The sequence below is a fragment of the Hoylesella oralis ATCC 33269 genome (assembly GCF_000185145.2).
Taxonomy (GTDB): domain Bacteria; phylum Bacteroidota; class Bacteroidia; order Bacteroidales; family Bacteroidaceae; genus Prevotella; species Prevotella phocaeensis.
In genome coordinates this window covers 876,765-901,465 of record NZ_GL833119.1, presented here as the reverse complement: position 1 = coordinate 901,465, position 24,701 = coordinate 876,765, and the positions used below count along the sequence as shown (strand labels likewise).

Annotated in this window: 18 protein-coding genes and 5 tRNA genes; 10 read left to right on the top strand and 13 right to left on the bottom strand. The window is 44.3% G+C overall.

Annotated features, from left to right (window positions below; translation table 11 throughout):
* Positions 1–12: 12 nt before the first annotated feature.
* From secE to HMPREF0663_RS06325, 11 genes are all read right to left on the bottom strand, one after another.
* Positions 13–198, bottom strand: coding sequence for a preprotein translocase subunit SecE (gene secE / locus HMPREF0663_RS11715; RefSeq protein ID WP_004369503.1), 186 nt, complete (start codon positions 196–198; stop codon positions 13–15).
* Positions 199–214: 16 nt separating this feature from the next.
* Positions 215–287 (bottom strand) — tRNA-Trp (locus tag HMPREF0663_RS06370).
* Between the two features lie 58 nt (positions 288–345).
* On the bottom strand, positions 346–1,533 hold the full coding sequence (gene tuf / locus HMPREF0663_RS06365) for an elongation factor Tu (protein WP_004369502.1): 1,188 nt from the start codon (positions 1,531–1,533) through the stop codon (positions 346–348).
* Positions 1,534–1,615: 82 nt separating this feature from the next.
* Positions 1,616–1,687, bottom strand: a tRNA-Thr gene (locus HMPREF0663_RS06360).
* A gap of 6 nt (positions 1,688–1,693) precedes the next feature.
* A tRNA-Gly gene (locus HMPREF0663_RS06355) sits at positions 1,694–1,766 on the bottom strand.
* 17 nt (positions 1,767–1,783) lie between these two features.
* A tRNA-Tyr gene (locus HMPREF0663_RS06350) sits at positions 1,784–1,865 on the bottom strand.
* Between the two features lie 51 nt (positions 1,866–1,916).
* A tRNA-Thr gene (locus HMPREF0663_RS06345) sits at positions 1,917–1,990 on the bottom strand.
* Between the two features lie 101 nt (positions 1,991–2,091).
* Positions 2,092–2,391 carry a ribosome hibernation-promoting factor, HPF/YfiA family gene (gene hpf / locus HMPREF0663_RS06340; protein ID WP_004369501.1) on the bottom strand — a complete coding sequence of 100 codons (300 nt, stop codon included), beginning with the start codon at positions 2,389–2,391 and terminating at the stop codon, positions 2,092–2,094.
* Between the two features lie 22 nt (positions 2,392–2,413).
* The gene (locus HMPREF0663_RS06335) at positions 2,414–3,295 is read right to left on the bottom strand and encodes a tyrosine-type recombinase/integrase (protein WP_004369500.1); all 882 of its coding nucleotides are present in this window, start codon (positions 3,293–3,295) and stop codon (positions 2,414–2,416) included.
* A 137-nt stretch (positions 3,296–3,432) separates the two neighbouring features.
* Positions 3,433–3,624, bottom strand: coding sequence for a 30S ribosomal protein S21 (gene rpsU, locus HMPREF0663_RS06330; protein ID WP_004369499.1), 192 nt, complete (start codon positions 3,622–3,624; stop codon positions 3,433–3,435).
* A 628-nt stretch (positions 3,625–4,252) separates the two neighbouring features.
* Positions 4,253–6,037, bottom strand: a complete 1,785-nt coding sequence (locus tag HMPREF0663_RS06325; protein WP_004369497.1) for an aminopeptidase P family protein — start codon at positions 6,035–6,037, stop codon at positions 4,253–4,255.
* A gap of 247 nt (positions 6,038–6,284) precedes the next feature.
* Here HMPREF0663_RS06325 and HMPREF0663_RS06320 point away from each other — a divergent pair, with 247 nt between their 5' ends.
* The 3 genes from HMPREF0663_RS06320 to priA all read left to right on the top strand — a co-directional run bounded on the left by HMPREF0663_RS06320 (position 6,285) and on the right by priA (position 10,558).
* The gene (locus HMPREF0663_RS06320; RefSeq protein WP_004369496.1) at positions 6,285–7,277 is read left to right on the top strand and encodes a malate dehydrogenase; all 993 of its coding nucleotides are present in this window, start codon (positions 6,285–6,287) and stop codon (positions 7,275–7,277) included.
* A 109-nt stretch (positions 7,278–7,386) separates the two neighbouring features.
* Positions 7,387–7,875, top strand: coding sequence for an RNA polymerase sigma-70 factor (locus HMPREF0663_RS06315; RefSeq protein WP_016665325.1), 489 nt, complete (start codon positions 7,387–7,389; stop codon positions 7,873–7,875).
* Positions 7,876–8,287: 412 nt separating this feature from the next.
* A complete protein-coding gene (gene priA / locus HMPREF0663_RS06310; RefSeq protein ID WP_004369493.1) occupies positions 8,288–10,558 on the top strand; it encodes a replication restart helicase PriA in 2,271 nt (756 codons plus the stop codon).
* Between the two features lie 254 nt (positions 10,559–10,812).
* On the opposite strand, the gene HMPREF0663_RS06305 is transcribed toward priA, so the two are convergent.
* Together HMPREF0663_RS06305 and HMPREF0663_RS06300 are read right to left on the bottom strand one after the other, a co-directional pair.
* Positions 10,813–12,330: a membrane protein gene (locus tag HMPREF0663_RS06305; protein ID WP_004369492.1), complete on the bottom strand. Its 1,518-nt coding sequence runs from the start codon at positions 12,328–12,330 to the stop codon at positions 10,813–10,815.
* Between the two features lie 133 nt (positions 12,331–12,463).
* Positions 12,464–14,539, bottom strand: coding sequence for an HD family phosphohydrolase (locus tag HMPREF0663_RS06300; RefSeq protein ID WP_004369491.1), 2,076 nt, complete (start codon positions 14,537–14,539; stop codon positions 12,464–12,466).
* Positions 14,540–14,651: 112 nt separating this feature from the next.
* Between HMPREF0663_RS06300 and gltX the strand changes: the two genes are divergently transcribed.
* The 7 genes from gltX (at position 14,652) to HMPREF0663_RS06265 (ending at position 24,632) form a co-directional block, all read left to right on the top strand.
* Positions 14,652–16,169 carry a glutamate--tRNA ligase gene (gltX, locus tag HMPREF0663_RS06295; RefSeq protein WP_036875525.1) on the top strand — a complete coding sequence of 506 codons (1,518 nt, stop codon included), beginning with the start codon at positions 14,652–14,654 and terminating at the stop codon, positions 16,167–16,169.
* 3 nt (positions 16,170–16,172) lie between these two features.
* Complete coding sequence (locus HMPREF0663_RS06290; RefSeq protein WP_004369489.1) at positions 16,173–17,390, top strand: 3-deoxy-D-manno-octulosonic acid transferase; 1,218 nt, start codon at positions 16,173–16,175, stop codon at positions 17,388–17,390.
* Positions 17,391–17,933: 543 nt separating this feature from the next.
* Positions 17,934–20,618 carry a TonB-dependent receptor gene (locus HMPREF0663_RS06285; RefSeq protein WP_004369488.1) on the top strand — a complete coding sequence of 895 codons (2,685 nt, stop codon included), beginning with the start codon at positions 17,934–17,936 and terminating at the stop codon, positions 20,616–20,618.
* Positions 20,619–20,625: 7 nt separating this feature from the next.
* A complete protein-coding gene (locus tag HMPREF0663_RS06280) occupies positions 20,626–21,633 on the top strand; it encodes a DUF4249 domain-containing protein (protein ID WP_004369487.1) in 1,008 nt (335 codons plus the stop codon).
* A 25-nt stretch (positions 21,634–21,658) separates the two neighbouring features.
* Positions 21,659–22,465 carry a FecR family protein gene (locus HMPREF0663_RS06275; protein ID WP_004369486.1) on the top strand — a complete coding sequence of 269 codons (807 nt, stop codon included), beginning with the start codon at positions 21,659–21,661 and terminating at the stop codon, positions 22,463–22,465.
* A gap of 121 nt (positions 22,466–22,586) precedes the next feature.
* Positions 22,587–23,441 (top strand): DUF3737 family protein, encoded by an 855-nt coding sequence (locus HMPREF0663_RS06270; protein ID WP_004369485.1) that lies wholly within the window; start codon positions 22,587–22,589, stop codon positions 23,439–23,441.
* A gap of 27 nt (positions 23,442–23,468) precedes the next feature.
* Positions 23,469–24,632 carry a MalY/PatB family protein gene (locus HMPREF0663_RS06265; protein WP_004369484.1) on the top strand — a complete coding sequence of 388 codons (1,164 nt, stop codon included), beginning with the start codon at positions 23,469–23,471 and terminating at the stop codon, positions 24,630–24,632.
* The last annotated feature ends 69 nt before the right edge of the window (positions 24,633–24,701 follow it).

The following is a 24,701-nucleotide window of genomic DNA, read 5'->3' as shown; positions in this document are numbered from 1 at the left end:
TTACTTGTTATTTTAGTAGATTAAATGCAACATGAACCTAAACAAACTATCCATGCAGAATACCACCAATGCAATGACAAGGGAAGCAGATAATACAACCATTGCACTATGAGTCAATTCCGCAGAAGTTGGCCAAGTAGTTTTATGCGCAAGCTCATCATAACAAGCTTTACAATAATTTACTATCTTCTTAAACATATTATCTTTCTATTAGCACGGGTTGAAAGACTCGAACTCTCGACACCTGGTTTTGGAGACCAGTGCTCTACCAACTGAGCTAAACCCGTAAAAAAGTTCCCGTAACCGCAGTTGCGGGAACCCATATATCTGTTTAAGATATTCGAATTAATCGAGGATAGCAGTAATCTGACCAGATCCTACTGTGCGGCCTCCCTCACGAATAGCGAAACGAAGTCCCTCGTTCAAAGCTACCGGATAGATCAACTTAACTTCAATTTCGACGTTATCACCCGGCATTACCATCTCAACTCCTTCCGGAAGAGTAATTTCACCAGTACAGTCCATGGTACGAAGATAGAACTGTGGACGATACTTGTTACCAAACGGAGTATGGCGACCGCCTTCTTCTTTCTTCAATACGTAAACTGAAGCCTTGAAATGATCGTGAGGAGTAATAGCCCCCGGATGTACGACAACCATACCACGCTTTACTTCCGTCTTATCGATACCACGAAGCAGCAAGCCTACATTATCACCAGCTTCACCTTCGTCAAGAATCTTACGGAACATCTCAACGCCTGTCACAACGGACTTCTTATCTTCACCGAGACCAAGAAGTTGAACTTCATCGCCCACCTTAACCTTACCAGTTTCAATACGGCCTGTAACAACCGTTCCACGACCAGTAATAGAAAATACATCCTCTACCGGCATCAAGAAAGGCTTATCAAGATCACGCGGTGGTTCCTGTATCCATTCATCAACGGTATCCATCAACTTCATCACGCTGTCAACCCACTTCTCTACTCCATTCAGAGCGCCAAGTGCCGAACCACGAACAATAGGAGTATCCTCCTCATATTCATACTGCTCGAGAAGTTCATGAAGCTCCATTTCTACGAGCTCAAGCATTTCTTCATCGTCAACCATATCGCACTTGTTCAAGAAAACGACCAAACGAGGTACGTTCACCTGACGAGCAAGAAGCACGTGTTCACGAGTTTGAGGCATAGGACCGTCAGTAGCAGCTACTACAAGAATAGCACCATCCATCTGAGCGGCACCAGTAACCATGTTCTTCACATAGTCAGCGTGTCCCGGACAGTCTACGTGTGCATAGTGACGTTTTGCTGTTTCATACTCAATATGAGAAGAGTTAATGGTTATACCACGCTCTTTTTCCTCGGGAGCATTATCGATCTGATCGAAAGACTTTACATCTTCACCACCGAAACCCTTATCGTGAAGAACCTTAGAGATGGCGGCTGTCAAAGTTGTTTTACCGTGGTCTACGTGACCAATTGTACCAATATTAACATGCGGCTTGGTACGCTGGAATGTCTCTTTAGCCATAGCTTTACTTTTTTATTTATAATTTAATGAATAATCAGTATTGTTTTTGTTTTTCTTCGTCTACAAAATAGAACCGAAGCAGAGCTGTAACTGAGAGTTGAACTCAGGACCTCTTCCTTACCAAGGAAGTGCTCTACCACTGAGCTATTACAGCAGTTAGAGCGGAAAACGGGACTCAAACCCGCGACCCCCAGCTTGGAAGGCTAGTGCTCTATCAACTGAGCTATTTCCGCAAAGCTTTCTACTGAAGTGGGTGGTGATGGATTCGAACCACCGAAGGCATCGCCAGCAGATTTACAGTCTGCCCCATTTGGCCACTCTGGTAACCACCCTTCATTTTACACTATCAAAGATTTTCTTCAGCTCCGTCTTTAATTTTCTCGAGCCTCTTGTCGGATTCGAACCAACGACCCCGAGATTACAAATCACGTGCTCTGGCCAACTGAGCTAAAGAGGCAAATACTTGCAGCCGCCAAGCGACTCGTCTTAAGACGTGTTGTAAAACGGCTGCAAAGATATACATTATTTTCTTTCCGCCCAAATTTTTTCAAGTTTTTTTTAACGACCGTGCTGTTTTTCCTTAATTTTGGTCAGCTGCACTTTCATTGCATCAACACACAAATCGATCCCCTCTTCAAACGTATCGCATGTTTTTTCCACAAACAGAGTATTTCCGGGCACATTTACCGTAAGACTCACCTCCTTATTTAATGCAGTAGCCGGCTTAACCACCTTCAACAGCACCTCTACTTTCTTTATATCTTCATACGATTTCTCCAACTTGGCGATTTTCTTTTCTGCAAACGCCTGTAACTTCTCGGTAGCATCGAAATGAATCGATTGAATCTTAATTTCCATAATTACCTCCTGTTTTTAAGGGTTAAGCCCGTGGATGGGCATTCTTATAAACTCGCTTCAGTTGCTCGAATGTCGTATGAGTATACACCTCCGTCGTGCCGACGCTTGCGTGTCCGAGCAGCTTTCTCACACTTTCTATATTCGCATCATGGTTCAACATAGCTGTGGCAAATGTATGCCGGAGCACATGTGGCGTCTTCTTTTTCAACGTACATACCTTCGACAAGTTCTTTTTCACCTCATACCTCACCTGATCCTGATTCATCCGCTTTCCTTCAGAAGTGACGAAGAGAGCATCGCTCTTTCTACCGACCGACTCATTGCGCAATTCGAGATACATTCTTAAAGAAGTATCCAGCTCGTCACCAAAAGGTATCAAACGCTGCTTATTGCGCTTGCCGGAAACTTTGAACTGCCGGTTAACGAAATCGACAGAGGAATCATTTAAACCAACGAGCTCCGACAAACGCATGCCCGTTTCATAAAACATTATTAGAATCGTGTACGCGCGAACATTCTTAAAACCATCTTTCCAGACAGTCAGGCCAAGCAACTCATCCATTTCGCGTTCCTTTAAAAACTGTGGTAACGGTTTGGCTCTCTTTGGCCCCACAACGCCGTAAGCAGGATCACTATCTACATAACCTTTAGAAAGGGCAAAACGATAAAGGGAACGCAAAGCACTCAGTCTTCTATTGATCGACGTCGCAATGTTTCCTTTATCCATCATGCTCTCCATCCAACCGCGGATGACATCGGAGTCTACCGACTCCCAAGAGAGTTCTTTATTTATTTTTTTGAAGTACGACTCAAACGCTTTCAGGTCTTCGTCGTAATTTTTCACCGTCTGTGCAGAGCGGTTTCGCTCATACCTCAAGTAGTCCAAAAACTCTTCTATCATCATATATTGCCAAAGACTGTCTAAATAACAGCAAGACTTTCACACCGTCTTACCGTTTCTGCACCCGAAAGGTGCCCGATCACTTCTGGCAACGAATGTACGTAAAATTATTCAAACTACCAAAGATTACCAAGATTTTTTTACTCCTCGGCATCACGCAGTTTCTGTACATAGATGGCATGTTCCATCTTAAGGCGCTTCAAAACAGAAGGCTTGTTGTATTGCTGGCGGGCACGCAATTCCTTAACAACGCCTGTCTTTTCGAATTTTCTCTTGAATTTCTTCAGCGCTCTTTCGATGTTCTCGCCATCTTTAACCGGTACAATAATCATGTTTTGTTCTTAATAATTTATTTGTTATACTTTATGCAAATCGGCATGATGCCGCAATCAGCGGGTGCAAAATTACAGCTTATTTATCAATATGCCAAGACTTCAACTGTTTTTTTTCATTAATTAAACAGTTTTCCATCTACTTTCTTTATATAAAAAATCGATCAACAAACGTTCTACATTATTTCAATATAACTATCGCCCTGATACTATACACGAACTATCTATCAGTTTTAGTCCACACAAGTATCGTACATAGATTATCGATACAACCACAATGGTTCGGAATAAAATAATACTGAGGAATAAAAAATACTTCTTTTATGCATTTGTCACAGCATTTATAAAACTTTGATCATCATCGAAATCCGAGAATTCTGAAACTGATACCATGACAACAATATACTGTCAGTCGATATATTCTGAACCGTAAAAAACGATTTTAGTTCTTCATACAATAATAAAATACCGTTGGTATAAAACAGGTATATGACCGATATAAGATAGATATAAGACTAATAGAATATACGTTTATAAAATACATTTTCGTCGTATGTTTTATCTTAAATGCTGTTACAAGTCTTTTGTATCTGATAATTCGCTCCTTTCACATCAGTATATTATCGTCTCAGAGGGGCGCCGTAGCACGACGGAGCCACTCGTTTTCTTCGGCCGAGAGGTGGGGGCTCAAGCGGTCGTACACTATCTTGTGGTAGGCGTTGAGCCACTCCGTTTCTTCGGGAAGCAGCATGCTGCGGTCAACGGCAGTAGTGTCGATGGGACAGAGCGTGAGGGGTTCGAGCTGCAGAAAACGTCCGAAGTCTGTCTCGCGGTAGTCTGTGACGAGCATGGTGTTCTCTATGCGCACCCCAAAACGCTGCGGAAGATAGAGCCCGGGCTCGTCGGTAACGGTCATGCCTGCACGCAACGGCGCGGGCTTCCATTCCATTCGTATCTGTTGAGGGCCCTCGTGCACGTTCAGATATGCACCCACACCGTGGCCTGTTCCGTGCAGATAGTTCATTCCTTCACGCCACATTGCCTCGCGTGCAAGGACATCAATCTGCGTTCCCGAGGCACCATCGGGGAACTTTGCCATGGCTAAACGAATGTTACCCTTAAGAACTAAGGTGTATACATGGCGTTGTTCCTCGGTTAGAGGGCCCAGCGGAATGGTTCGAGTGATATCCGTAGTACCATCGAGATACTGCGCCCCACTGTCTATAAGCAGCAATCCTTCGGGTTTCAGTGGCGCATCGGTGGCCTCGGTAGGCTCGTAATGCACAATTGCCCCATGTGCCTGATAAGCCGAGATGGTATCGAAAGAGTCACTACGAAACAACGGTTGCTGCGCTCTGAATGCCCTCAACCGGCGCGATACACTGAGCTCGGTTTCTTTATTCGTCGATACAGCAGGCATAAGCCAACGGAGGAACTTCACCATAGCGATGCCGTCTTTAAGCATGGCGCTACGAAAACCGGCGATTTCAATCTTGTTTTTCACCGCTTTAAGGAGTGCTACGGGCGACGGAGCATAGACAATTTCATGACATTTCACAGCCCGCGCCAAGGTGTAGTTGCTGCTGGCAGGATCTATCAATATACTGTACTCGAAGTAGGCAGTAAGACCTTTCGCCACATCCTGATAGGGGGCGGTGCCCACGCCGCACTCCTGCAGATGCGCAACGACTTCTGCAGTGAGCTTGTCGCGGTCGATGAAGAGCGTCGCGCCGACGGAGGAAATGAGCAGGAAACTTACGAAAACGGGATTGCAACGCACATCTGTACCGCGCAGATTGAGCAGCCACGCAATCTCGTCGAGCGCCGTAACCAGCATACCATCCGCGTGTAGCGTGCGCAGGGCATGGCGGGTGCGCTGCAACTTGTCCTTTACGGGCTCGCCGGCGTAACATATAGGATAAACAGAAACCTTGTCTACGGGCAACGGGGGGCGGTCTTTCCACACCTCAGCAAACGGATCGAGATTGGTGCGCAGAGTGAGTCCGCCCGCCTTTCGCAATTCCTTTTTCAGCTCTTCTACAGTGGCAAGCGAAGCCACCATGCCGTCTATGCCCACTTCTTTGCTGTTTGTATCCGCCAGCTGCGCCCCTATCCACTGCGAGATGGTAGGTGTACCAGCCACGCATTCCTTCATAAGCTCGATACCCGTACCATGCAACTGTTCCGCGGCGGCAATAAAGTAGCGCGAGTCTGTCCACAGAGCAGCTCTGTCTGCCGTCACCACCACCGTTCCGGCCGATCCGTTGAAACCCGAGAGCCACTCTCTGCACTTCCAATGCTCTGGCACATATTCGCCGTTGTGCGGATCGGTACTCGGAACGATAAACGCTCCCAAATGCTCTTGCCTCATCACTTCGCGCAAGGCTATCAGTCGTTTTTGAATGGTTTCCATATTCTTTCGGATTTAAATAAGTATGACTTTCACCGCGCTAAGATAGAGAAATAAAACGAAACACACAAGCAACAGTTATCATTCTTGATGCATTTTGCCAAATACAGATGACAAAGCGTTCCGCTTTTTATAATAAATAACAAATAAAAGACTTAATAAATAACACGAATACTCTATTTTTTTGTAACTTTGCGCACATATAAAAATAAGGATATAATCATACATTTAAAATAAATAATTTACAGTTATGGCATTTTTAACCAATGAGAAATTGACAATCGTCGGTGCTGCCGGCATGATTGGTTCCAACATGGTACAGACCGCACTTACCATGGGTTTAACAAACAACATTTGTCTCTACGACGTATTTTCGCCCGAAGGTGTGGCAGAAGAGATGCGCCAGAGCGGTTTCGGCGACGTAAAAATCACAGCGACAACCGATGTTAAAGAAGCATTCACTAATGCAAAATACATCATTTCTTCGGGCGGTGCGCCCCGCAAGGCAGGCATGACACGCGAAGACTTGCTGAAAGGTAACTGCGAAATAGCCGAAGGATTGGGCAAGAATATCAAGCAATACTGCCCCGATGTGAAGCATGTAGTGATCATCTTCAATCCTGCCGATCTCACTGGATTGGTAACCCTGCTGTACTCCGGACTGAAACCGTCGCAGGTAACCACGCTTGCCGCTCTCGATTCTACACGCCTGCAAAGCGCATTGGCTAAAAAGTTCAACGTGATGCAGAGTGAAGTAAAGGGCTGCGCAACATACGGCGGACACGGTGAACAGATGGCTGTATTCGGCTCGCACACCACGATCGACGGCAAACCACTGACCGATCTCATCGGCACACCGGCATTCCCGACCGAGGAATGGGAGCAGATGAAGACCGATGTTACCAAGGGCGGTGCCAAGATTATAGAACTCAGAGGACGCTCGTCTTTCCAAAGTCCGGCCTATCTCTCCGTAGAGATGATCCGTTCAGTGATGGGTGGAGAACCGTTCAAATACCCAGTCGGCACATACGTAAAGACCGACAAATACGACCATATCATGATGGCAATGGACACCACACTCGACACTACCGGCGCTCACTTCAAGGTTCCGCAGGGGACAACAGAGGAAAATGCAAAGTTAGACGCAAGCTATGAGCATCTTTGTAAGATGCGCGACGAACTGGTAACGTTGAACATAGTTCCGGCAATCTCCGAATGGAGCAAGCTTAATCCGAACTTGTAATTCCATTCCGCAAGAATAAAAACAAAGTGAAGAGGTGTAAACGACAAGTTCGCCTCTTCACTTCTTTACAATTATTTTTTGTATTTTCCCTTATTTTATTTCTTCAGGATTGAACATAGACCTTACATTTCGCTACTATTACAGGCCATTGTGTCTTTATGCCATCCACTATCTGAAAGATGCAGATGCAGCAGAAGACATCGTGCAGGAGTGCTTTGTAAAGCTATGGGAATGCAAGGCAGAAAATCCGAAAGCATTTCTTTACACCGCTGTACGCAACAAATGTATCGACACATTGCGCCGTACAAATCCGATAGACACGAATATCTCACCTACCGACCTCGATGGGAACATCTCTGATGAAGAGGCTGCAGAACGCTCACTGCATGAGGCTGAGCTATGGACAGCCATCGACTCGCTGCCACCGAGATGCCGCCAAGTGTTCATAATGAGTAAACGCGACAATAAAAAATATCGCGAAATAGCTGCCGAACTGGGCATTTCAGAGAGGACAGTAGAGCATCAGATAAGCAAAGCACTGAAGGTATTGAGGGGAAAAGTGGACGACTTCTTCTACTTATTTTTCTACACCGCGTAGGCTATCATACGAAACAGTCAGCCGTTCATTTAGCAGCTCGCGGGACTTTTCCGTATTCCTTGCATTCCAACTCGCCAACATTCCGCACCCTACCCTGCCGAGCAGCTCTTATCAGATAACATGACTGCCTGTATAAAGGCTCGAATATATCGGTAATACTATCCACTTCTTCATCGTATAGCCTACGGTTGCTCACATATACTTTTACCGAAAAACGATGGCTGGAACCGTTATACCGCTTCCATTCGAGTTCAGAGAAAATACCTTAGAGAATAAATATTCGACCGTTATTCCGCCCAACCGAATGGAGAATACGCAGACGAAATATCAGAAATGCCAACACAACATCTACATAATTCCGCATTTTTATATACCTTTGTCAACATAAACAGCCCCTTTATACTATCGATTGATGAAATATGTAGACGTGATATTGCCTCTGCCGCTCGACGGAACATTCACCTACGCCGTGCAAGATAAGATGGCCGAAAAGCTCACCGAAGGCATGCGGGTGCTCGTTCCGTTGGGACGCAGCAAGACATATACAGCCATTACATTGCGCCTTCATGACCACAAACCAGACTTCGACGTCAAGGAAATAAAGGCGATATCAGACGACCGGCCGGTGCTTTTACCCGAACAACTACGGCTGTGGAACTGGATTTCAGATTACTATATGGCACCGTTGGGCGATGTTTTCACGGCCGCACTGCCCGCAGGTCTCAAGGCTGAAGAGGGGTTCAAACCGAAAACGGAACTGTATGTGGGGCTGACACCCGCATATCGTAACGAGCAAGCACTGCACATCGCGCTCAATATGCTGGCGAGGGCAACCAAACAACAGAAAGCGTTCATCGATTTTCTTGCACTCTCTCATTGGGACTTGCTGTGCCATAACGCCGCCACAGACAAACCGCAAGAGGTAACAAGGGAGGAGCTGATGAACGCTTCGCACTGCACCATGACTGCCGTAAAAGCACTCGTCGACCGGAGAATACTCTACACCTACCGTAAGGAAGTAGGCCGGCTGAACAACGGAGGCGAGCCTCATCCCGAACTCATCAAACAATTGAACCCCGCACAGGAGGATGCTTATAACCGCATACTCATGCAGATGATGCGGAAAAATGTGGTGCTCTTGCACGGCGTAACATCAAGCGGAAAGACGGAAATCTATATCCATCTAATAGAAAAAGCCCTGCAAGAACACAAACAAGTGCTCTACCTATTGCCCGAAATTGCCCTTACGGTACAGATCATGGAGCGGTTGCACAAGGTTTTCGGCAACCGATTGGGCATTTATCACAGCAAATATAGCGACGCAGAACGTGTGGAGATTTGGAATAAACAACTCTCCAAGAACCCCTACGACATTATCCTCGGTGCCCGAAGTGCCGTTTTTCTGCCTTTCCAAAGACTCGGAACGGTGATTATCGACGAGGAACACGAAACGAGTTTCAAGCAACAAGAACCGGCGCCCCGCTACCATGCCCGCTCTGCAGCTATTGTCTTGGCACGGATGTACGGCGCTAAAGTGCTGCTGGGTACAGCAACACCTTCGATGGAAAGCTACTACAATGCCAAACAGGGCAAGTACGGACTGGTAACGCTTGCATCGCGTTACAAAGATATACAGCTGCCCCATATCAAGGTAATCGACATTAAAGACCTGCAGCACCGCAAGATGATGACGGGACCATTTTCGCCTACCTTGCTTGCAGCTATCAGAGAAGCATTGAACAACGGCCGACAAGTCATCTTATTTCAAAACAGACGGGGCTTTGCCCCCATGATTGAGTGCAACGTATGCGGCTGGGTGCCCAAATGTACCAACTGCGATGTGTCGCTGACTTACCATAAGAACATGAACCAACTGACCTGCCATTATTGCGGATTTACCTACATGGTGCCCACGGAATGCCCCAACTGCGGCAACACAGATCTGAAAGGGCGGGGGTATGGCACGGAGAAAATAGAAGATTATATACGAGATATCTTCCCTGAAGCCCATGTCTCGCGCATGGATTTAGACACCACGCGCACACGAAACGCCTACGAACGGCTGATAGCCGACTTCTCTAACGGCAAAACAAACGTGCTCATCGGCACGCAGATGATCAGCAAAGGGCTGGATTTCGACAAGGTGAGCGTGGTAGGCATACTGAATGCCGACTCTATGTTGAACTATCCCGACTTCAGAGCCTATGAACATGCGTTCATGATGATGGCGCAAGTGAGCGGAAGGGCCGGAAGAAAAAGTGAGCAGGGCCTCGTTCTGTTACAGACGAAGAGTCCCGACAATCCCGTTATACGGCAAGTTGTCGACAACGATTACGCCGGCTTTTACCAAGATATGCTGGAAGAGCGTCGCATGTTCCGTTACCCTCCGTTTTACAGACTGATCTATGTCTACCTGCGCCACCGCCATGAAGACGTGGCAGAAACGGCGGCCATCGAAATGGGGAGCCGTTTGCGCGGATGGTTCGGCGAACGTGTGTTAGGCCCCGACAGGCCTGCCGTTGCCCGTATAAAAACAATGTATATACGCAAAATCGTGATAAAGCTCGAAAACAATATCGACCAAAAACTTGTACGCCGATATCTTCGTAGTGCTCTGCAGCAGCTCATGCAAGACAAGAGGAACGCTGCGTTGCAGGTGTATTACGATGTCGATCCGCTATAAAGTATCGTCTTTGTCAACCGGCAGCCTCGAACTGCTAACACACATATTTTATCCTTTCAAGATAAACAATATATATAAGCGGTATGCAATACCCGTCTATCGATAATAGACCGATGTTGCATACCGCTTACACTTGCCGCCTATATATTACACAATAAAAAAACCGTCAGGTCAAAGCATTAGGGTGCGGCTTTCGTCACGTCTCCATAGCCTTGCCAAACGGTCAAAAAATTAAAATTAATTACTGTATATGTTTAAAAATCAATATCCAAGCCCACACCGAACACCTTATTCGTACGATAGAAGTTATCGGTGTTTTCTGTATCCATTCCGCCAACTTTCTGGGTGTAGGTCTTATCAAAATGCTCGTAATTCGTCCAAAAATAAGCCACGTTCATACGGGCATTTTTCATTACACGGAAAGAAGCACCGAAACCGACAGAATAACTGCTTGTAACAAAGCTCATATCCGTAAGGTAACTGCCGTCGCCTAATCCGTACTTGGTACGTTGCACGCCGGCACTCACGAGCACATCTTTATTGATATCCCACTCCACTCCGGCAAGATACTCCTGCGTGTTGCCGCCCAATTTGGTCTGCTTATCGTTAGCCATCTTGGCACTCTTGTCGAAATAATAATGGTAACTGCCCATCACACGAAGGTTGGGTAACACCGAATATTGGGCACCCAATGTCCAAATGCCCGGTAAATCGTTCGGCGTGTTCACCCCGTCTTGAAAGAGTCCGGTATCGTCGCGCTTGGTATGGTTTTCTATGTTAAGATGAGTATTGAACTCAAGTCGGGTACCTACATTCCAGTTTCCGTACTTGAAGTCGAAACCGATAATCGGCGTAACGCCCCATCCCTCTTGCGTACAATTAAGGTATTTATCTGCAAAACGGGCTCCTGTCTTGGATAGTTGTTCCGCTCCGGCCTCGTATTTGGCCGACATTTGCTCATACTTCGCCTTTGTAGCAGGATCAGTTATCTCCGTTGCCCTCATTTTATAATAGAAACCCATGTTTTTATAGGTATTTGCCTGCTTGTTGAAGTATTCATAAAGGTTCTCGTTATTGCCGTTTATATTGGCTCTGATGTCGGTTATGCTTCCTTCATACTTATTCCAAACGTAATTAAAGCGTAAACCTGCATAGGCTGCCATGTGCTTATTAATCTTATAGGTGGTTCCGAGTTGTATGCCAAATACATACTGTTGCCCGCTAATATAGCTGTTCACACCATAACTTGGAGTGGTGGTTGTGAGATTTTGAGAATGGAGCAATGCCGGTATCATGGAGATTTCGCGCTCGAATGAGCCCAACCCGTGATTGAAAGTGGCCTTGCCTCCACCTCCGTTAAGTGCAAAACCCACCTGAAATCCCCATCGATCGTAATTCAAAGCTGCCTGAAAAGATGGAAGAATAGGTACAGATGCCTTGCCTTTGAACTCTTTAACGCCGTTCTCATTACCACCATTCAACTTGAATGGCTGATAATAAGGTGTGCCCTTCAAAGCCGGAACAGTAATGCCGCTTTGAACTACACGCGTCTGATAAACATTCTGGAAATTGAATGAAAGGTGCAATCCCTTGCTCAAAAAAGCAACTCCCGCCGGATTAGAATACACACCATCGATGCCTATCGCACCGTCGCGTGCCATATTGCGGTTGAATGCAATGTTTTGATTTGTATTAGTTAACAAGCCTCCTGCCTGTGTGTTGGAAACGTATGTTATCGCAATAACAACGCATAACAATTTAAATTTATTCATCTTAAATACCTTTAAAAAATTGTTTGCAAAGGTATTTAAATTGTTCTTTTATTCCTTTAAACGGAACAATTATTTAATATACGTTAACCATGCAGCCATTTAATCTTGCGCAAATCGGTTAATTTGTGCAAGATTAAATATCGTTTTTATCCTTTTCTTCTTTTTTCAGTTCGGGATAGGAGATGCGAGTATGATAGATGGCTTTCAAACGTTCTATCAATACCTGTTTGGCAAATGAGATATCCCTGAAAGTGATAGGACAGTTAGTAAAAAAACCTGATGCCACTTGTTCATCAATAATTCTGTTGACAAGTGTGCTGATGCTTTCTTCCGTATAATCTTGCAACGAATGAGATGCAGCCTCACACGAATCGGCCATCATAAGAATTGCCTGCTCGCGAGTAAAGGGATTAGGGCCGGGATAGGTAAACACTTCCGGATCGACTTCCTCATCGGGATGCTCATTCTTATACTTTATGTAGAAATATTTTGTTATTCCCCGCCCATGATGTGTAGAAATAAAATCTTTGATAAATTGTGGCAGGCCGTATTTTTCGGCAAGTTTGATGCCGTCGTAGACATGGTTGATAATGATTTTCGCACTCTCTTGACACGACATTTTATCGTGAGGATTGACACCGGCTTGATTTTCAGTAAAGAAAACCGGATTTAGCATTTTTCCTATATCGTGATATAGTGCGCCTGTACGTACAAGCAAACTGTTCGCTCCTATCTTGTTGGCGATCTCGGCTGCCAGATTAGCTACCGTAATAGAGTGCTGGAACGTTCCCGGGGCTATCTCACTAAGATCGCGCAATACCCCTTTGTTCGTATTAGATAATTCGAACAAAGTTACATTTGAAGTAAAACCGAAAGTCTTTTCTATGAGATACATCAAAGGATATGCAAGCAATAAAAATACTCCATTAGCTACAAAATGGTAATACATGTCGTTATTGAACGTATTGATATTGCTGTTCTGCATCAGCTGAAGAGTAAAATACATCACGGCTGTTGCTATGGTAACTAAAACAGCCGTTTTGAATACCTGTGCTCTTCGGGAGAGCTCACGGAGCGAATAAATGGCAACAAGACCTGCAACAAGCTGGATAATGATAAATTCATACTGGTATTTCACCGCAGCAGCACAAAGGAGAACCAACGTAACATGGGCGATAAATGCCGTTCTGGAGTCCATAAACACCCGAATAAATATCGGTGCCAAGGCAAAAGGAATAATGTATACGCTGAAAAAATTGTGTTCCATCATCAGCGATACCACAATTGGGAAGATCGTTATCATGGTATAAAGCATCATTATGGAACGTGGCTTCTCAAAATAATCTTTTCGAAAAAGCGCAAGATAGAGCGTGAACAGAATTACCCAAATAGCCACATAGATGACTTGCCCTATCAATGCGTTGGTTATTTCTTGAGACGTGGCGCTACGTCGTTTCATCTCCTTTTCGAAAGAACTGAGCACCCGATAAGTATTGTCATCCACAATCTCGCCACGATCAATCACCTTTTGTCCGCTCATCACCATACCGCTTGCAATGGGTATTCCACTCAAAAGATCGTTTCTTTCGGTCACACTCCGCTCCTTGTCATAAACAAGGTTGGGCTCTATATATTCATTCAAATTGTATTTCTGCAGGAGATGTCTCACCGGTGCGAGCCGTTCATCCGTAAAAAGACGTTCGTATGCCGACATCGTAGAGAAAATGCAGTTGACAAGTACACTCTGTGCTTTCTTTCCATTGACAACACGAATCATTTTTGTTGAGTCTGCCGACATAACATTATACTCAGGCGTACTCATGATACCAGCTTGATAGAGACGATGCAAACGGTCTATTACTATCATTTTATACTCCGGAGAAAGCCCGGGAATACCTTCTTTAAAGTCCTCAGAGAACTTTGCAAGGGCCTGAGATTCTATCTTGGATTTATAATTATAATAAGGTTGAAAAGTATCTATCAACGAATCTTGCTCTGCTTTTATAGCCTCATCTGTCTTGTAGATCGGAAAATCAAACTTTGCGATAAACGATCCATAAGTCCACGGCTTACCGATATCATATCGCAGTCTTACCTCTTCATTGCGCGGAAGAAACCAAACTATAAGCACAACAGTAATAAAAACCAATACAAAGCGCGTAAAGAAATTACGCCAAAAATGTTGCTGCGCCCTATCTAAAACATTCATATAATCCTGCTTTAATACGTTTACTTTGCGAAAATACGAAAAAAAATACGCCAAAATGCAAAAAAAGATGTATTTTTGCACAAAATTTATATCTTATCTACTTTTTACTAAGATGGCAGAAAGAAAAGTCAGAGTGCGCTTTGCACCGAGCCCTACAGGGCCTTTACATATCGGTGGCGTACGTACCGCACTATATAATTATCTCTTCGCACACCAACATAATGGAGAACTTGTTTTCAGAATTGAAGATACAGATTCGCACCGTTTTGTACAGGGAGCAGAAGAATATATCATAGAATCCTTTAAATGGTTAGGCATTAAATTCGACGAAGGAGTAAGCTTTGGCGGGCAACATGGTCCCTATCGTCAAAGTGAAAGAAGAGAGATATACAAAGAATATGTCCAGCAATTGCTGGATAACGGTAAAGCTTACATTGCCTTCGATACCCCGGAAGAATTAGACCAGAAGCGCAATAAAACTCCAAACTTCCAATACGATTCCCATACACGTATGCAGATGCGTAATTCTCTTACAATGGATCGTAGCGAGTGGAAACAACGTATAGAAGACGGAGAACAATACGTAGTTCGTTTTAAGGTCGAACCCGGACAAGAAATCCATATCCACGATCTCATCCGTGGCGAAGTGACAGTCAAAAGCGATATCATAGACGACAAGGTTCTCTATAAGAGTTCCGACGAGCTTCCTACCTATCACCTTGCTAATATTGTCGACGATCATCTGATGGAGATCACTCACGTAATCCGCGGTGAAGAATGGTTACCAAGTGCCCCATTGCACGTACTCCTATATCACGCCTTCGGTTGGGACGACACAATGCCCCAATTCGCACATCTTCCGCTTCTGCTAAAACCGGAAGGTAAAGGCAAATTAAGCAAGCGCGACGGAGACCGCCTCGGCTTCCCAGTTTTTCCATTGGAATGGCATGATCCAAAAACAGGTGAAGTTTGCAGCGGCTACCGTGAAAGCGGATACTTCCCCGAAGCCGTAGTTAATTTTCTTGCATTATTAGGATGGCACCCGGGAACAGACCAAGAAATCTTCTCGCTTAGAGAGTTGGTTAACCTTTTCGATATAACCAAATGCTCTAAATCGGGTGCCCGTTTCGATTATCAGAAAGGAATTTGGTTCAATCATGAATATATTCTTAGAAAAAGCGATGATGAGATCGCACATCTCTTTGCCCCGATTGTCGCCAATAATGGCATAGACGAGACCATGGAACGTATTACACTCGTTGTTCACATGATGAAAGATCGCGTAAATTTCGTTAAAGAACTATGGGAACTTTGTTCATTCTTCTTCATCGCCCCGATAGAATACGACGAAAAGACCGTACGTAAACGTTGGAAAGAAGACTCTGCCCAAGTAATGGGAGAACTTGCCGACGTACTTGAAAATATCGAAGACTTCTCCATTGAAGAACAAGAAAAGACAGTACTTGCATGGGTTGCGGAAAAAGGATATAAACTCGGCGATGTGATGAACGCTTTCCGTTTGGCACTCGTAGGCATAGGCAAAGGGCCCGGTATGTTCGACATCAGCGCATTCCTCGGGAAAGTAGAAACAATAAAACGCTTACGAAGAGCTATTGAGATACTGAAATAAGGCATGTACAATCTCACCATTTACATATACCTATTGGGCGTAGCGATAGCCAGCATCTTCAGTAAGAAAGTCAAGAAGATGTGGCATGGCGAACGCCAAACTATTAAGATACTGCAAGAAAAGGTAAATCCCAATGATCAATACGTTTGGTTCCACGCCGCATCCTTGGGAGAATTCGAACAAGGTCGCCCGTTGATGGAGCGTGTACGAAGCGAGCATCCCGAATACAAGATTTTACTGACATTCTTTTCACCATCAGGTTATGAGGTCAGAAAGGATTACAAGGGAGCCGACATTATCTGCTATCTCCCCCTCGACACTATTCGTAATGCCCGTAGGTTCCTGCGTGCCATACGTCCGGTGATGGCGTTTTTCATCAAATACGAGTTCTGGTACAACTATTTACATATCCTCAAACACCGTCATGTACCCGTATATAGCGTATCAAGCATATTCCGTCCCGATCAAGTTTTTTTTAAATGGTACGGCCGTCAATACGGTAAAGTGCTCAATTGCTTTACCCATTTCTTCGTTCAGAACGAAATAAGCAAGTATCTTCTTTCCACTATTGGTATCACAGACGTTACGATTACAGGCGACACACGCTTCGACCGTGTACTCCAAATCAAAGAGGCAAGCAAACAACTTCCTATTATCGAAGCATTCAAAGGTGAGAACAAAGTTTTCGTGGCAGGCTCAAGTTGGCAACCAGATGAAGATATCTTCATTAAATTCTTCAATATTCACAAGGATTGGAAAGTAATTATTGCGCCGCATGTTATTTCGGAAGACCATCTGAAAGAAATCGCCCAGAAACTTCATCGCAAGGCCATACGCTACACGCAAGCCACTCCCGAGGAAGCTCAACAGGCCGATTGCCTCATCATAGATTGCTTCGGATTACTATCGAGTATCTATCATTACGGCGAAATTGCTTACGTAGGCGGCGGTTTCGGCGTAGGTATTCATAACGTACTGGAGGCTGCCGTATGGCAAGTTCCGGTAATCTTCGGTCCCAACAACCGCCATTTTCAGGAAGCACAAGGACTGCTCATGGCCCAAGGAGGCTTCGAAATAATCAATTATCCATCGTTTACACATCAGATGAACCGCTTCATCAACAATTCAGATTACCTAAAGAACAGCGGTCTCGCAGCCGGTATGTTCGTTAAGAACAGAGCTGGCGCCACCGATAAGATACTGTCTTTCATTAATATTTAAACGTAAATATATTATATATACGGAAGAAATATCGATGCACCCACAAGGGTGCATTTTCTGTAATTGTATCATGGAGCCAAGTATATCATCCATTCCTCCGAAAAAATATTTTTAGAAAAAAAGCGATATAGGTATAGGGGATTTCCTCTTTCTCGCGTCTTAAAAATGTATATGAATAAAACTTTTGTGGACAAATCCGTATAGGACAAGGCCACGGCAGCCTTATATTTGATACGAAGAACGACACCCGCATTCTGTTGAAAGGTCTATAAACCACGAAGCAGATGCAGACACATAAACAGTAATTCATTCATATTCAAAAAAGACAATTAACTCAAAAAGAAAGGATAAGGCGCTCGAAAGGCAGGAATACAGCAAGAATAGCATAAATATCTCGCTTGATTTTTTCAGGATACATTCACTACATTTGATCATAGATACTAACATTTCGCCTGCTGATCGAAGCGCCCGACTCCTTAAAACAGATGGTTAAGAGGTTGAAAACGCAATAATTAAACAGTTAAAGCGTATATATTTGAACGGATGAAGCAAATCTTCTATACATATATCATTCTATCATTGTTCATACTGTTGCCGGATGTGTGCAGGGCGGAAAAACCGTTTACGACCATCAGGCAACAGATGAAACGTATGCACCGTGAACTGAAAGTAAACTTCATCTACGATGCCTCTATCGATGTAGACTGCCCCTACCGAGGTAAACCGCTTACCGGACTCCCTTTAAAAAGGTGCCTCACCTTACTATTTGCAGATACGGAAATAGAATGGACACTAAAAGACAATTACATAATACTTACCAAGAAGAAAAAGAAACGGACAGAACAGCGCAAGGAAACTGTACCGCTACGCCACACACTAAACGGGTATATCCGCGATACAAAGGGAGAAACGCTGATCAATGCTACCGTGTTCGATAAAACAACCGGCATAGGAACGATGACAAACGAGCATGGTTATTTCAGTCTTACCCTGCCCGAAGGGCAACACAACATCACAATGTCTTACATAGGTTATAAAGATGTGCACGATACAATTATGCTTTATAGCAACAAGACCATAGATGTATCGCTCATAGAGAATGCAAATATCGCCGAAATAGTGGTAACGGGCAACCTTAACTCGCCCATATTGACCACACAGACGGGCAAACGATCGCTCACATCGAAAGACCTAAAGACGGAATTTGCACTATTCAGTTCGCCTGACGTGGTAAAAAGTCTGCAACGCATATCGGGTGTAGCTGAGGGAATTGAAATTACATCGGGCTTATATGTACATGGTGGCAACAACGACGAGAACCTCTTCTTGCTCGACGGCACCCCTCTATATCACACAAATCACACTCTCGGCGTGTTTTCTTCGTTCAATACCGATGTTGTAAAGAACGTGGATTTCTACAAGAGCGGCTTTCCGGCACGTTATGGCGGACGATTGTCTTCCGTAATAGATGTACGTACCAACGATGGCAACATGAACAGTTTCCATAGCAGCTACAGCATAGGATTACTCGACGGCCGTTTCCAAGTAGAAGGTCCGATATGTAAAGGAAAAACATCCTTCAACTTCGGCATCAGGCGCAGCTGGATAGACATATTATCGAAACCGATCTTCGCCATCATCAACCACAACAATAAGGAAGAAAAGTTTACGATAAACTATCACTTCCATGACATCAACGGAAAAATAACCCATCTGTTCAACAATCGAAACAAGATTTCGCTAAGCATTTATTCCGGACATGATGCATTGAGAACAAAGGACAGATACGAATGGGAATCTGGCCAATCCGTCAATCATAACGTTACAGAGACTTCATTCAAATGGGGTAACTTCAATGCAGCCCTCAACTGGAACATACAGTTATCGCCAAAACTCTTCGCAAACTTTACAGCCGTATGCTCATATTATAATTCCATCTACGATAATTATGATGATGATCGCACGATACACAATGGCGATGTGCGTAACATAACGTACACCCGTCATGGTTACCGCTCTACCATTTACGATGTGGGTTACCGCACCGAGTTCGATTATCGCCCTATTCCTAAGCATCATATCAGGTTCGGCAACAATTACACGTACCACATGTTTCGCCCGCAGACTTACAGTAGGCTCGATATATATGGAAGTGCAGACGATACAAAGCAACTGGATTCCGTAAGAATGGAAGGCAGAAACTACCAACAGGCACTCGAAACAAACCTTTATATAGAAGATGAATTTACGGTAAACAGGCATTGGAGTCTGAATGCGGGGCTACACTTCGACACGTTCTATGCAGATAGAAAAACCTTTGCCAATATAGATCCGCGCTTTGCTATAAAGTATCAGCTCTCTCAATACACTTCTCTGAAAACGTCGTTTACCACCATGACGCAATTCATACACAAAATATCGAATACTTATTTAGATATGCCTACAGACTATTGGGTGCCCACAACCGCACGTCTAAAGCCTATGCGATCTTATCAAATCGCCGTGGGAGGATACTCACAACTGAACAAACGTTTGTTTATCTCTGTAGAAGGTTATTACAAATACTCACGTCATCTTACGCAATACAAGAATTGGATGGGACTGGAACCGCCTGCCGACAAGTGGGACAACGATATTATAGCCGGGAAAGGACGCTTTTACGGCATGGAAGTAGACCTGTCGTATAAAAACAAACGGATAAACTTAGATGCCGCTTACACACTATCATGGAACGAAAGAAAGTTTAACGACTTTTACAAAGACTGGTATTACGATAAGTTCGACAATCGTCATAAACTGAACATCGTATGCCGTTACAGACTTTCCAACCGTATTTACGGCTTTGCATCATGGAACTATCACACCGGTAATCGGCTCACATTGCCCACACAATATATCGCTTTTCCGGATATACCTTCGGGAGTTCCCGGCCATATCCCGCAAGCCACTTATCCCGAAGAAGAACAAACAGAAAGGCATGGATTTGTTTACAACTGTCCCAACAATGTATCGTTGCCGGCATATCACCGGCTCGATATAGGCGTAGATTTTCGCCATACAACCAAACGCGGGCACGAACGTATATGGAATATAAGCATTTTCAACGCGTACTGTCATCTTAACACTTTATATGTAAAAATCAAACGAAACAACAACGGGCAATATTATGCGCAAACAAAAGGCTTTATTCCGATTATTCCATCGGCAAGTTATACCATCAAATTCTGACTCCTATATGAAAAGGTACCTATTTATATTATCCATATTTGTAATTAACGTATCGTGTCGCGATAACTTCGATTTGGGAAAGTTGGGCGATACGCGGAAGATCGTAGCATATACTTTCCCCTCTCTTAACGATACAACTTTCATCTATCTGTCGGGTTCTATTCCCATAAGTCTTTCACAGGAAAAAGATAAAAAACAGATACCCCCGATCAACAATGCAGATATCAAATACACAGTAAACGGCAATATATGCAAAGTACACCCTTACAAACATGGGTACTATTATGTTTTGGCCAAACAACATGTGGGTGATATAATTCAAATGCAAGTATCTGCCGAAGGCTATCCGGCCATTTCTTCATCCACAGTTATTCCGGAATCCGTACCCATATTATTCAAACAAATAGATTTGGTCAGCCGTATCGACGATGATTATACTAAGACCGACTACTATCAATTGCAGGCCTCCTTTTCCGATCTTGTCGGCACAGAAGACTTTTATGGCATAAAAGTACTCATTAGAACTATCTCTCCACAGCGGTCATCCGGCCATGGCAATAAGCAAAAAAACGGCATGCAGGGCAATCCTTCGGCACAACGAGATACGTCTCTGATATGGGCTGCACTCGATATACATGGAGAAGAGCTCTTTAAACCGCTATCCGATCTTGATAAAAACTTAGGCTTCAGCAATCATTTCTATCAATATTTCTATATCTTCAACGACCGAAGCATCAACGGTAAAAGCTATACCTTGCACTTGAATATCCCGACCTACCAGACACAGGTGCAATCTACAAACGAGGCTAAAGTGCAATTCAAGATATTTTTATATAAGCTCTCTCCGGAATATTATCATTTTCTGAAATCGCTGAACGATATTATCAACAACGATCTGGCCAAACACGGACTGGCACAAATTACCCCTACATTCTCGAATATAACGGGAGGTATCGGTGTAATGGGCGCCTGCAACCATACCCAGTGCGACTGGATAGACCTTCCTCAACAATAACATTTCCCCCACATAATCAAACAGTATGAAAAGAAACCTTAAAATGGAAAAGAACAACAAGAAAGAAATTGATTTCGTACTTCGATATTACAGCGAAGGAAAAATCGATACACAACGTGCCATCGGCCTGTTCAAAGTTCGCACAGGCAGAACATGTCGCCGTTCTACATGGGGCATATCAGCAGTAGCGGCAACCGTGATAACCTTGATAATTGCCGGAGCATTCATGCTTTTCCACCAAAAACAAACGGTACTGACGGCAGAAAATGCAGTGCAAACCTTTATACTTCCCGACAGTACAAAAGTAACGCTTTCGCCTCACTCCTCACTTCAATACAGCGAGAACGACTGTCGTACGGTGGCTATGACGGGTAAAATTTACTTCGAGGTGCACCATGATCCGGAGAAATCCTTTAGGATTACAGGCGATATGGGACAGGTGGAAGTGCTCGGAACCAAGTTCGAAATCGCCGAAACCTTAGATGCAGCAACGGTATTCGTTACCAACGGAAAAGTTATATTCTCCTCGAAAAATTCACACAACGGCATAATACTTACGCAAGGCATGCGTGCTACGCTTGGTAAAGGCAGCGATAAGCCACGGATTATGGCCAATGGCAACATAAATCATCTGGCATGGGCGACGCATAAATTTTACTTTCACAATGCATCTATGCGTCAAGTATTAGACGATCTCGAACTCTATTACGGCGTAAAACTTTCAGCCAATGATTACAACAAACGGCTTACAGCCGATTTCAACACAGACAATATAGACTATATCATTGACCTGATAGAGCAAACATTGCACGTGGAAATATTGAAACAATAGGCATTTAGAACCGATGCCTTCAGTTTCCTCCTGCAATTTTGGTACGATTATCCGTAATTCGTTTACATGTTTATTATGATTATATTTGTACTTTTGCCGGCACAAATAGAAATAAATTATCATGCAGAAAGAAATTATAAAAGACAAAGAGTTCGGTGGCGAGCGTCCTCTTTTCGAAATTCATAACGTACAATTAGAAAATGTAACGATCACAGACGGGGAATCGGCCATTAAAGAATGTACCGATGTAGATGCTCATAACTGTAGATTTTACGGCAAATATCCATGGTGGCACGTAGATGGAGCCAATATCTCAGATTGCTATTTCGCACCGGAATCGCGCTCGGCAATATGGTATTCATACAATATGAGGATAACCGACAGCATTATAGACGGCCCTAAATTCTTCCGAGAGATGCGGAATTTGGAGCTTGAAAACGTAAAGATAACCGATGCAGACGAGACTTTTTGGAACATAGACGGCCTTATTTTAAAGAATGTAGAGCTGCACGACGGCACATACCCGTTCATGGGAAGCCGGAATATCAAGGTAGACGGTCTTGCCAGCGATGCCAAATATGTGTTCCAGTATGTGAAGAATGCAGAAATACGCAATGCAAAAATCACTACAAAAGACTCGTTCTGGGAAACCGAAAACGTAACTGTGTACGACTCGGAACTCGATGGAGAATATTTAGGGTGGCACTCTAAAAACCTTAGACTCGTAAACTGTCACATCAAGGGGGAGCAACCGCTGTGCTATGCAGACAACCTGACTCTCGAAAACTGTACGTTCGACAAGGATTGCGACCGCGCTTTCGAATATTCAACCGTAAACGCAGACATCAAAGGAGCCATCACAAATATTAAAAATCCTACTTCCGGAAAGATCATTGCCGATGAAATTGGCTCGGTAACAATAGACAAGAACGTGATTGCTCCTGCCGACTGCGAGATCATCACCCGCCAATCATAACAAATGCTCATTAAACTTAAATAGGTTATGAACTACGATTTCGACAAAATCATTACACGAAGAGGTACTAATTCCTATAAATGGGACGAACTTAAAGACAGCGACATCATCCCGATGTGGGTAGCCGATATGGATTTCCAAACAGCTCCTTGCATTATCGAAGCCCTGCAACGCCGTGTAGAACATGGCATTTTCGGCTACACACTCGTACCGAGTTCGTATTACGATGCGGTCATCGGCTGGTTCAATCGCCGCCACCAATGGCAGATAGACCGCTCGTGGATTCTTTATACATCGGGCGTTGTGCCCGCTCTTTCGGCCATTATCAAGGCACTTACGCAGCCTAAAGACAAAGTACTTATACAGTCTCCCGTATATAACTGCTTCTTTTCTTCAATAAAAAACAACGGATGCGAGGCGGTAGAAAGCCCCCTCGTTTATCAGAAAAACACCTACTATGTAGATTGGAACGACTTCGAGGCCAAATTAAGCGATCCTCTTGTCAAGCTGTTCATTCTATGCAATCCCCACAATCCTGCCGGACGGGTGTGGAAGCGCGAAGAACTGCTGCGCATGAACGAACTGTGTATGAAGCACGGAGTGAAAGTAATAGCCGACGAAATACACTGTGAGCTCGTTATGCCCGGCCATACGTTTGTGCCGTTTGCATCGATTTCGGAGGATACACTCAACAACTCAATAACCTGCAACTCACCTTCGAAATCTTTCAACACGGCTGGCTTACAGATCGCCAACATCATCTGCAATGATAAGGAAACACGCCTGCGTATCGACCGTGCTATCAATATCAACGAAGTATGCGATGTAAATCCATTCGGAGTCATAGCCCTGCAGGCAGCATACAACGAAGGTTCCGATTGGTTAGATGCCCTCAACGCCTATCTTTATGACAATTATCTGACACTGAAAACCTATTTTGCGGCCAACATGCCGCAGTTAGAAGTTACACGCCTCGAAGGAACTTACCTTGTATGGGTAAATATCAAGCCTCTCGGAATATCTTCCGACGCACTTACCGAAAAGCTCCTGAGCGAAGCAAAAGTAAAAGTCAACAGCGGTACCATGTATGGCCGGCAGACCGGCGAGGGCTTTATACGGCTGAACATTGCATGTCCTCGCAGCCAGATGATGGAGGGATTGCAGCGTATTAAGCAGGTTGTTACGAAGTAAATTGAAATAAATAAGAACGGCAGACAACCGTTCAGATGAAAATAAATAAAACAAAACGCAGTGAACAGC

Excerpts from the sequence above, each read along its gene's own strand:
- secE (WP_004369503.1), bottom strand. The coding sequence starts at position 198 with ATGTTTAAGAAGATAGTAAATTATTGTAAAGCTTGTTATGATGAGCTT.
- tuf (WP_004369502.1), bottom strand. The coding sequence starts at position 1,533 with ATGGCTAAAGAGACATTCCAGCGTACCAAGCCGCATGTTAATATTGGT.
- hpf (WP_004369501.1), bottom strand. The coding sequence starts at position 2,391 with ATGGAAATTAAGATTCAATCGATTCATTTCGATGCTACCGAGAAGTTA.
- HMPREF0663_RS06335 (WP_004369500.1), bottom strand. The coding sequence starts at position 3,295 with ATGATGATAGAAGAGTTTTTGGACTACTTGAGGTATGAGCGAAACCGC.
- rpsU (WP_004369499.1), bottom strand. The coding sequence starts at position 3,624 with ATGATTATTGTACCGGTTAAAGATGGCGAGAACATCGAAAGAGCGCTG.
- HMPREF0663_RS06325 (WP_004369497.1), bottom strand. The coding sequence starts at position 6,037 with ATGGAAACCATTCAAAAACGACTGATAGCCTTGCGCGAAGTGATGAGG.
- HMPREF0663_RS06320 (WP_004369496.1), top strand. The coding sequence starts at position 6,285 with ATGGCATTTTTAACCAATGAGAAATTGACAATCGTCGGTGCTGCCGGC.
- priA (WP_004369493.1), top strand. The coding sequence starts at position 8,288 with ATGAAATATGTAGACGTGATATTGCCTCTGCCGCTCGACGGAACATTC.
- HMPREF0663_RS06305 (WP_004369492.1), bottom strand. The coding sequence starts at position 12,330 with ATGAATAAATTTAAATTGTTATGCGTTGTTATTGCGATAACATACGTT.
- HMPREF0663_RS06300 (WP_004369491.1), bottom strand. The coding sequence starts at position 14,539 with ATGAATGTTTTAGATAGGGCGCAGCAACATTTTTGGCGTAATTTCTTT.
- gltX (WP_036875525.1), top strand. The coding sequence starts at position 14,652 with ATGGCAGAAAGAAAAGTCAGAGTGCGCTTTGCACCGAGCCCTACAGGG.
- HMPREF0663_RS06290 (WP_004369489.1), top strand. The coding sequence starts at position 16,173 with ATGTACAATCTCACCATTTACATATACCTATTGGGCGTAGCGATAGCC.
- HMPREF0663_RS06285 (WP_004369488.1), top strand. The coding sequence starts at position 17,934 with ATGAAGCAAATCTTCTATACATATATCATTCTATCATTGTTCATACTG.
- HMPREF0663_RS06280 (WP_004369487.1), top strand. The coding sequence starts at position 20,626 with ATGAAAAGGTACCTATTTATATTATCCATATTTGTAATTAACGTATCG.
- HMPREF0663_RS06275 (WP_004369486.1), top strand. The coding sequence starts at position 21,659 with ATGAAAAGAAACCTTAAAATGGAAAAGAACAACAAGAAAGAAATTGAT.
- HMPREF0663_RS06270 (WP_004369485.1), top strand. The coding sequence starts at position 22,587 with ATGCAGAAAGAAATTATAAAAGACAAAGAGTTCGGTGGCGAGCGTCCT.
- HMPREF0663_RS06265 (WP_004369484.1), top strand. The coding sequence starts at position 23,469 with ATGAACTACGATTTCGACAAAATCATTACACGAAGAGGTACTAATTCC.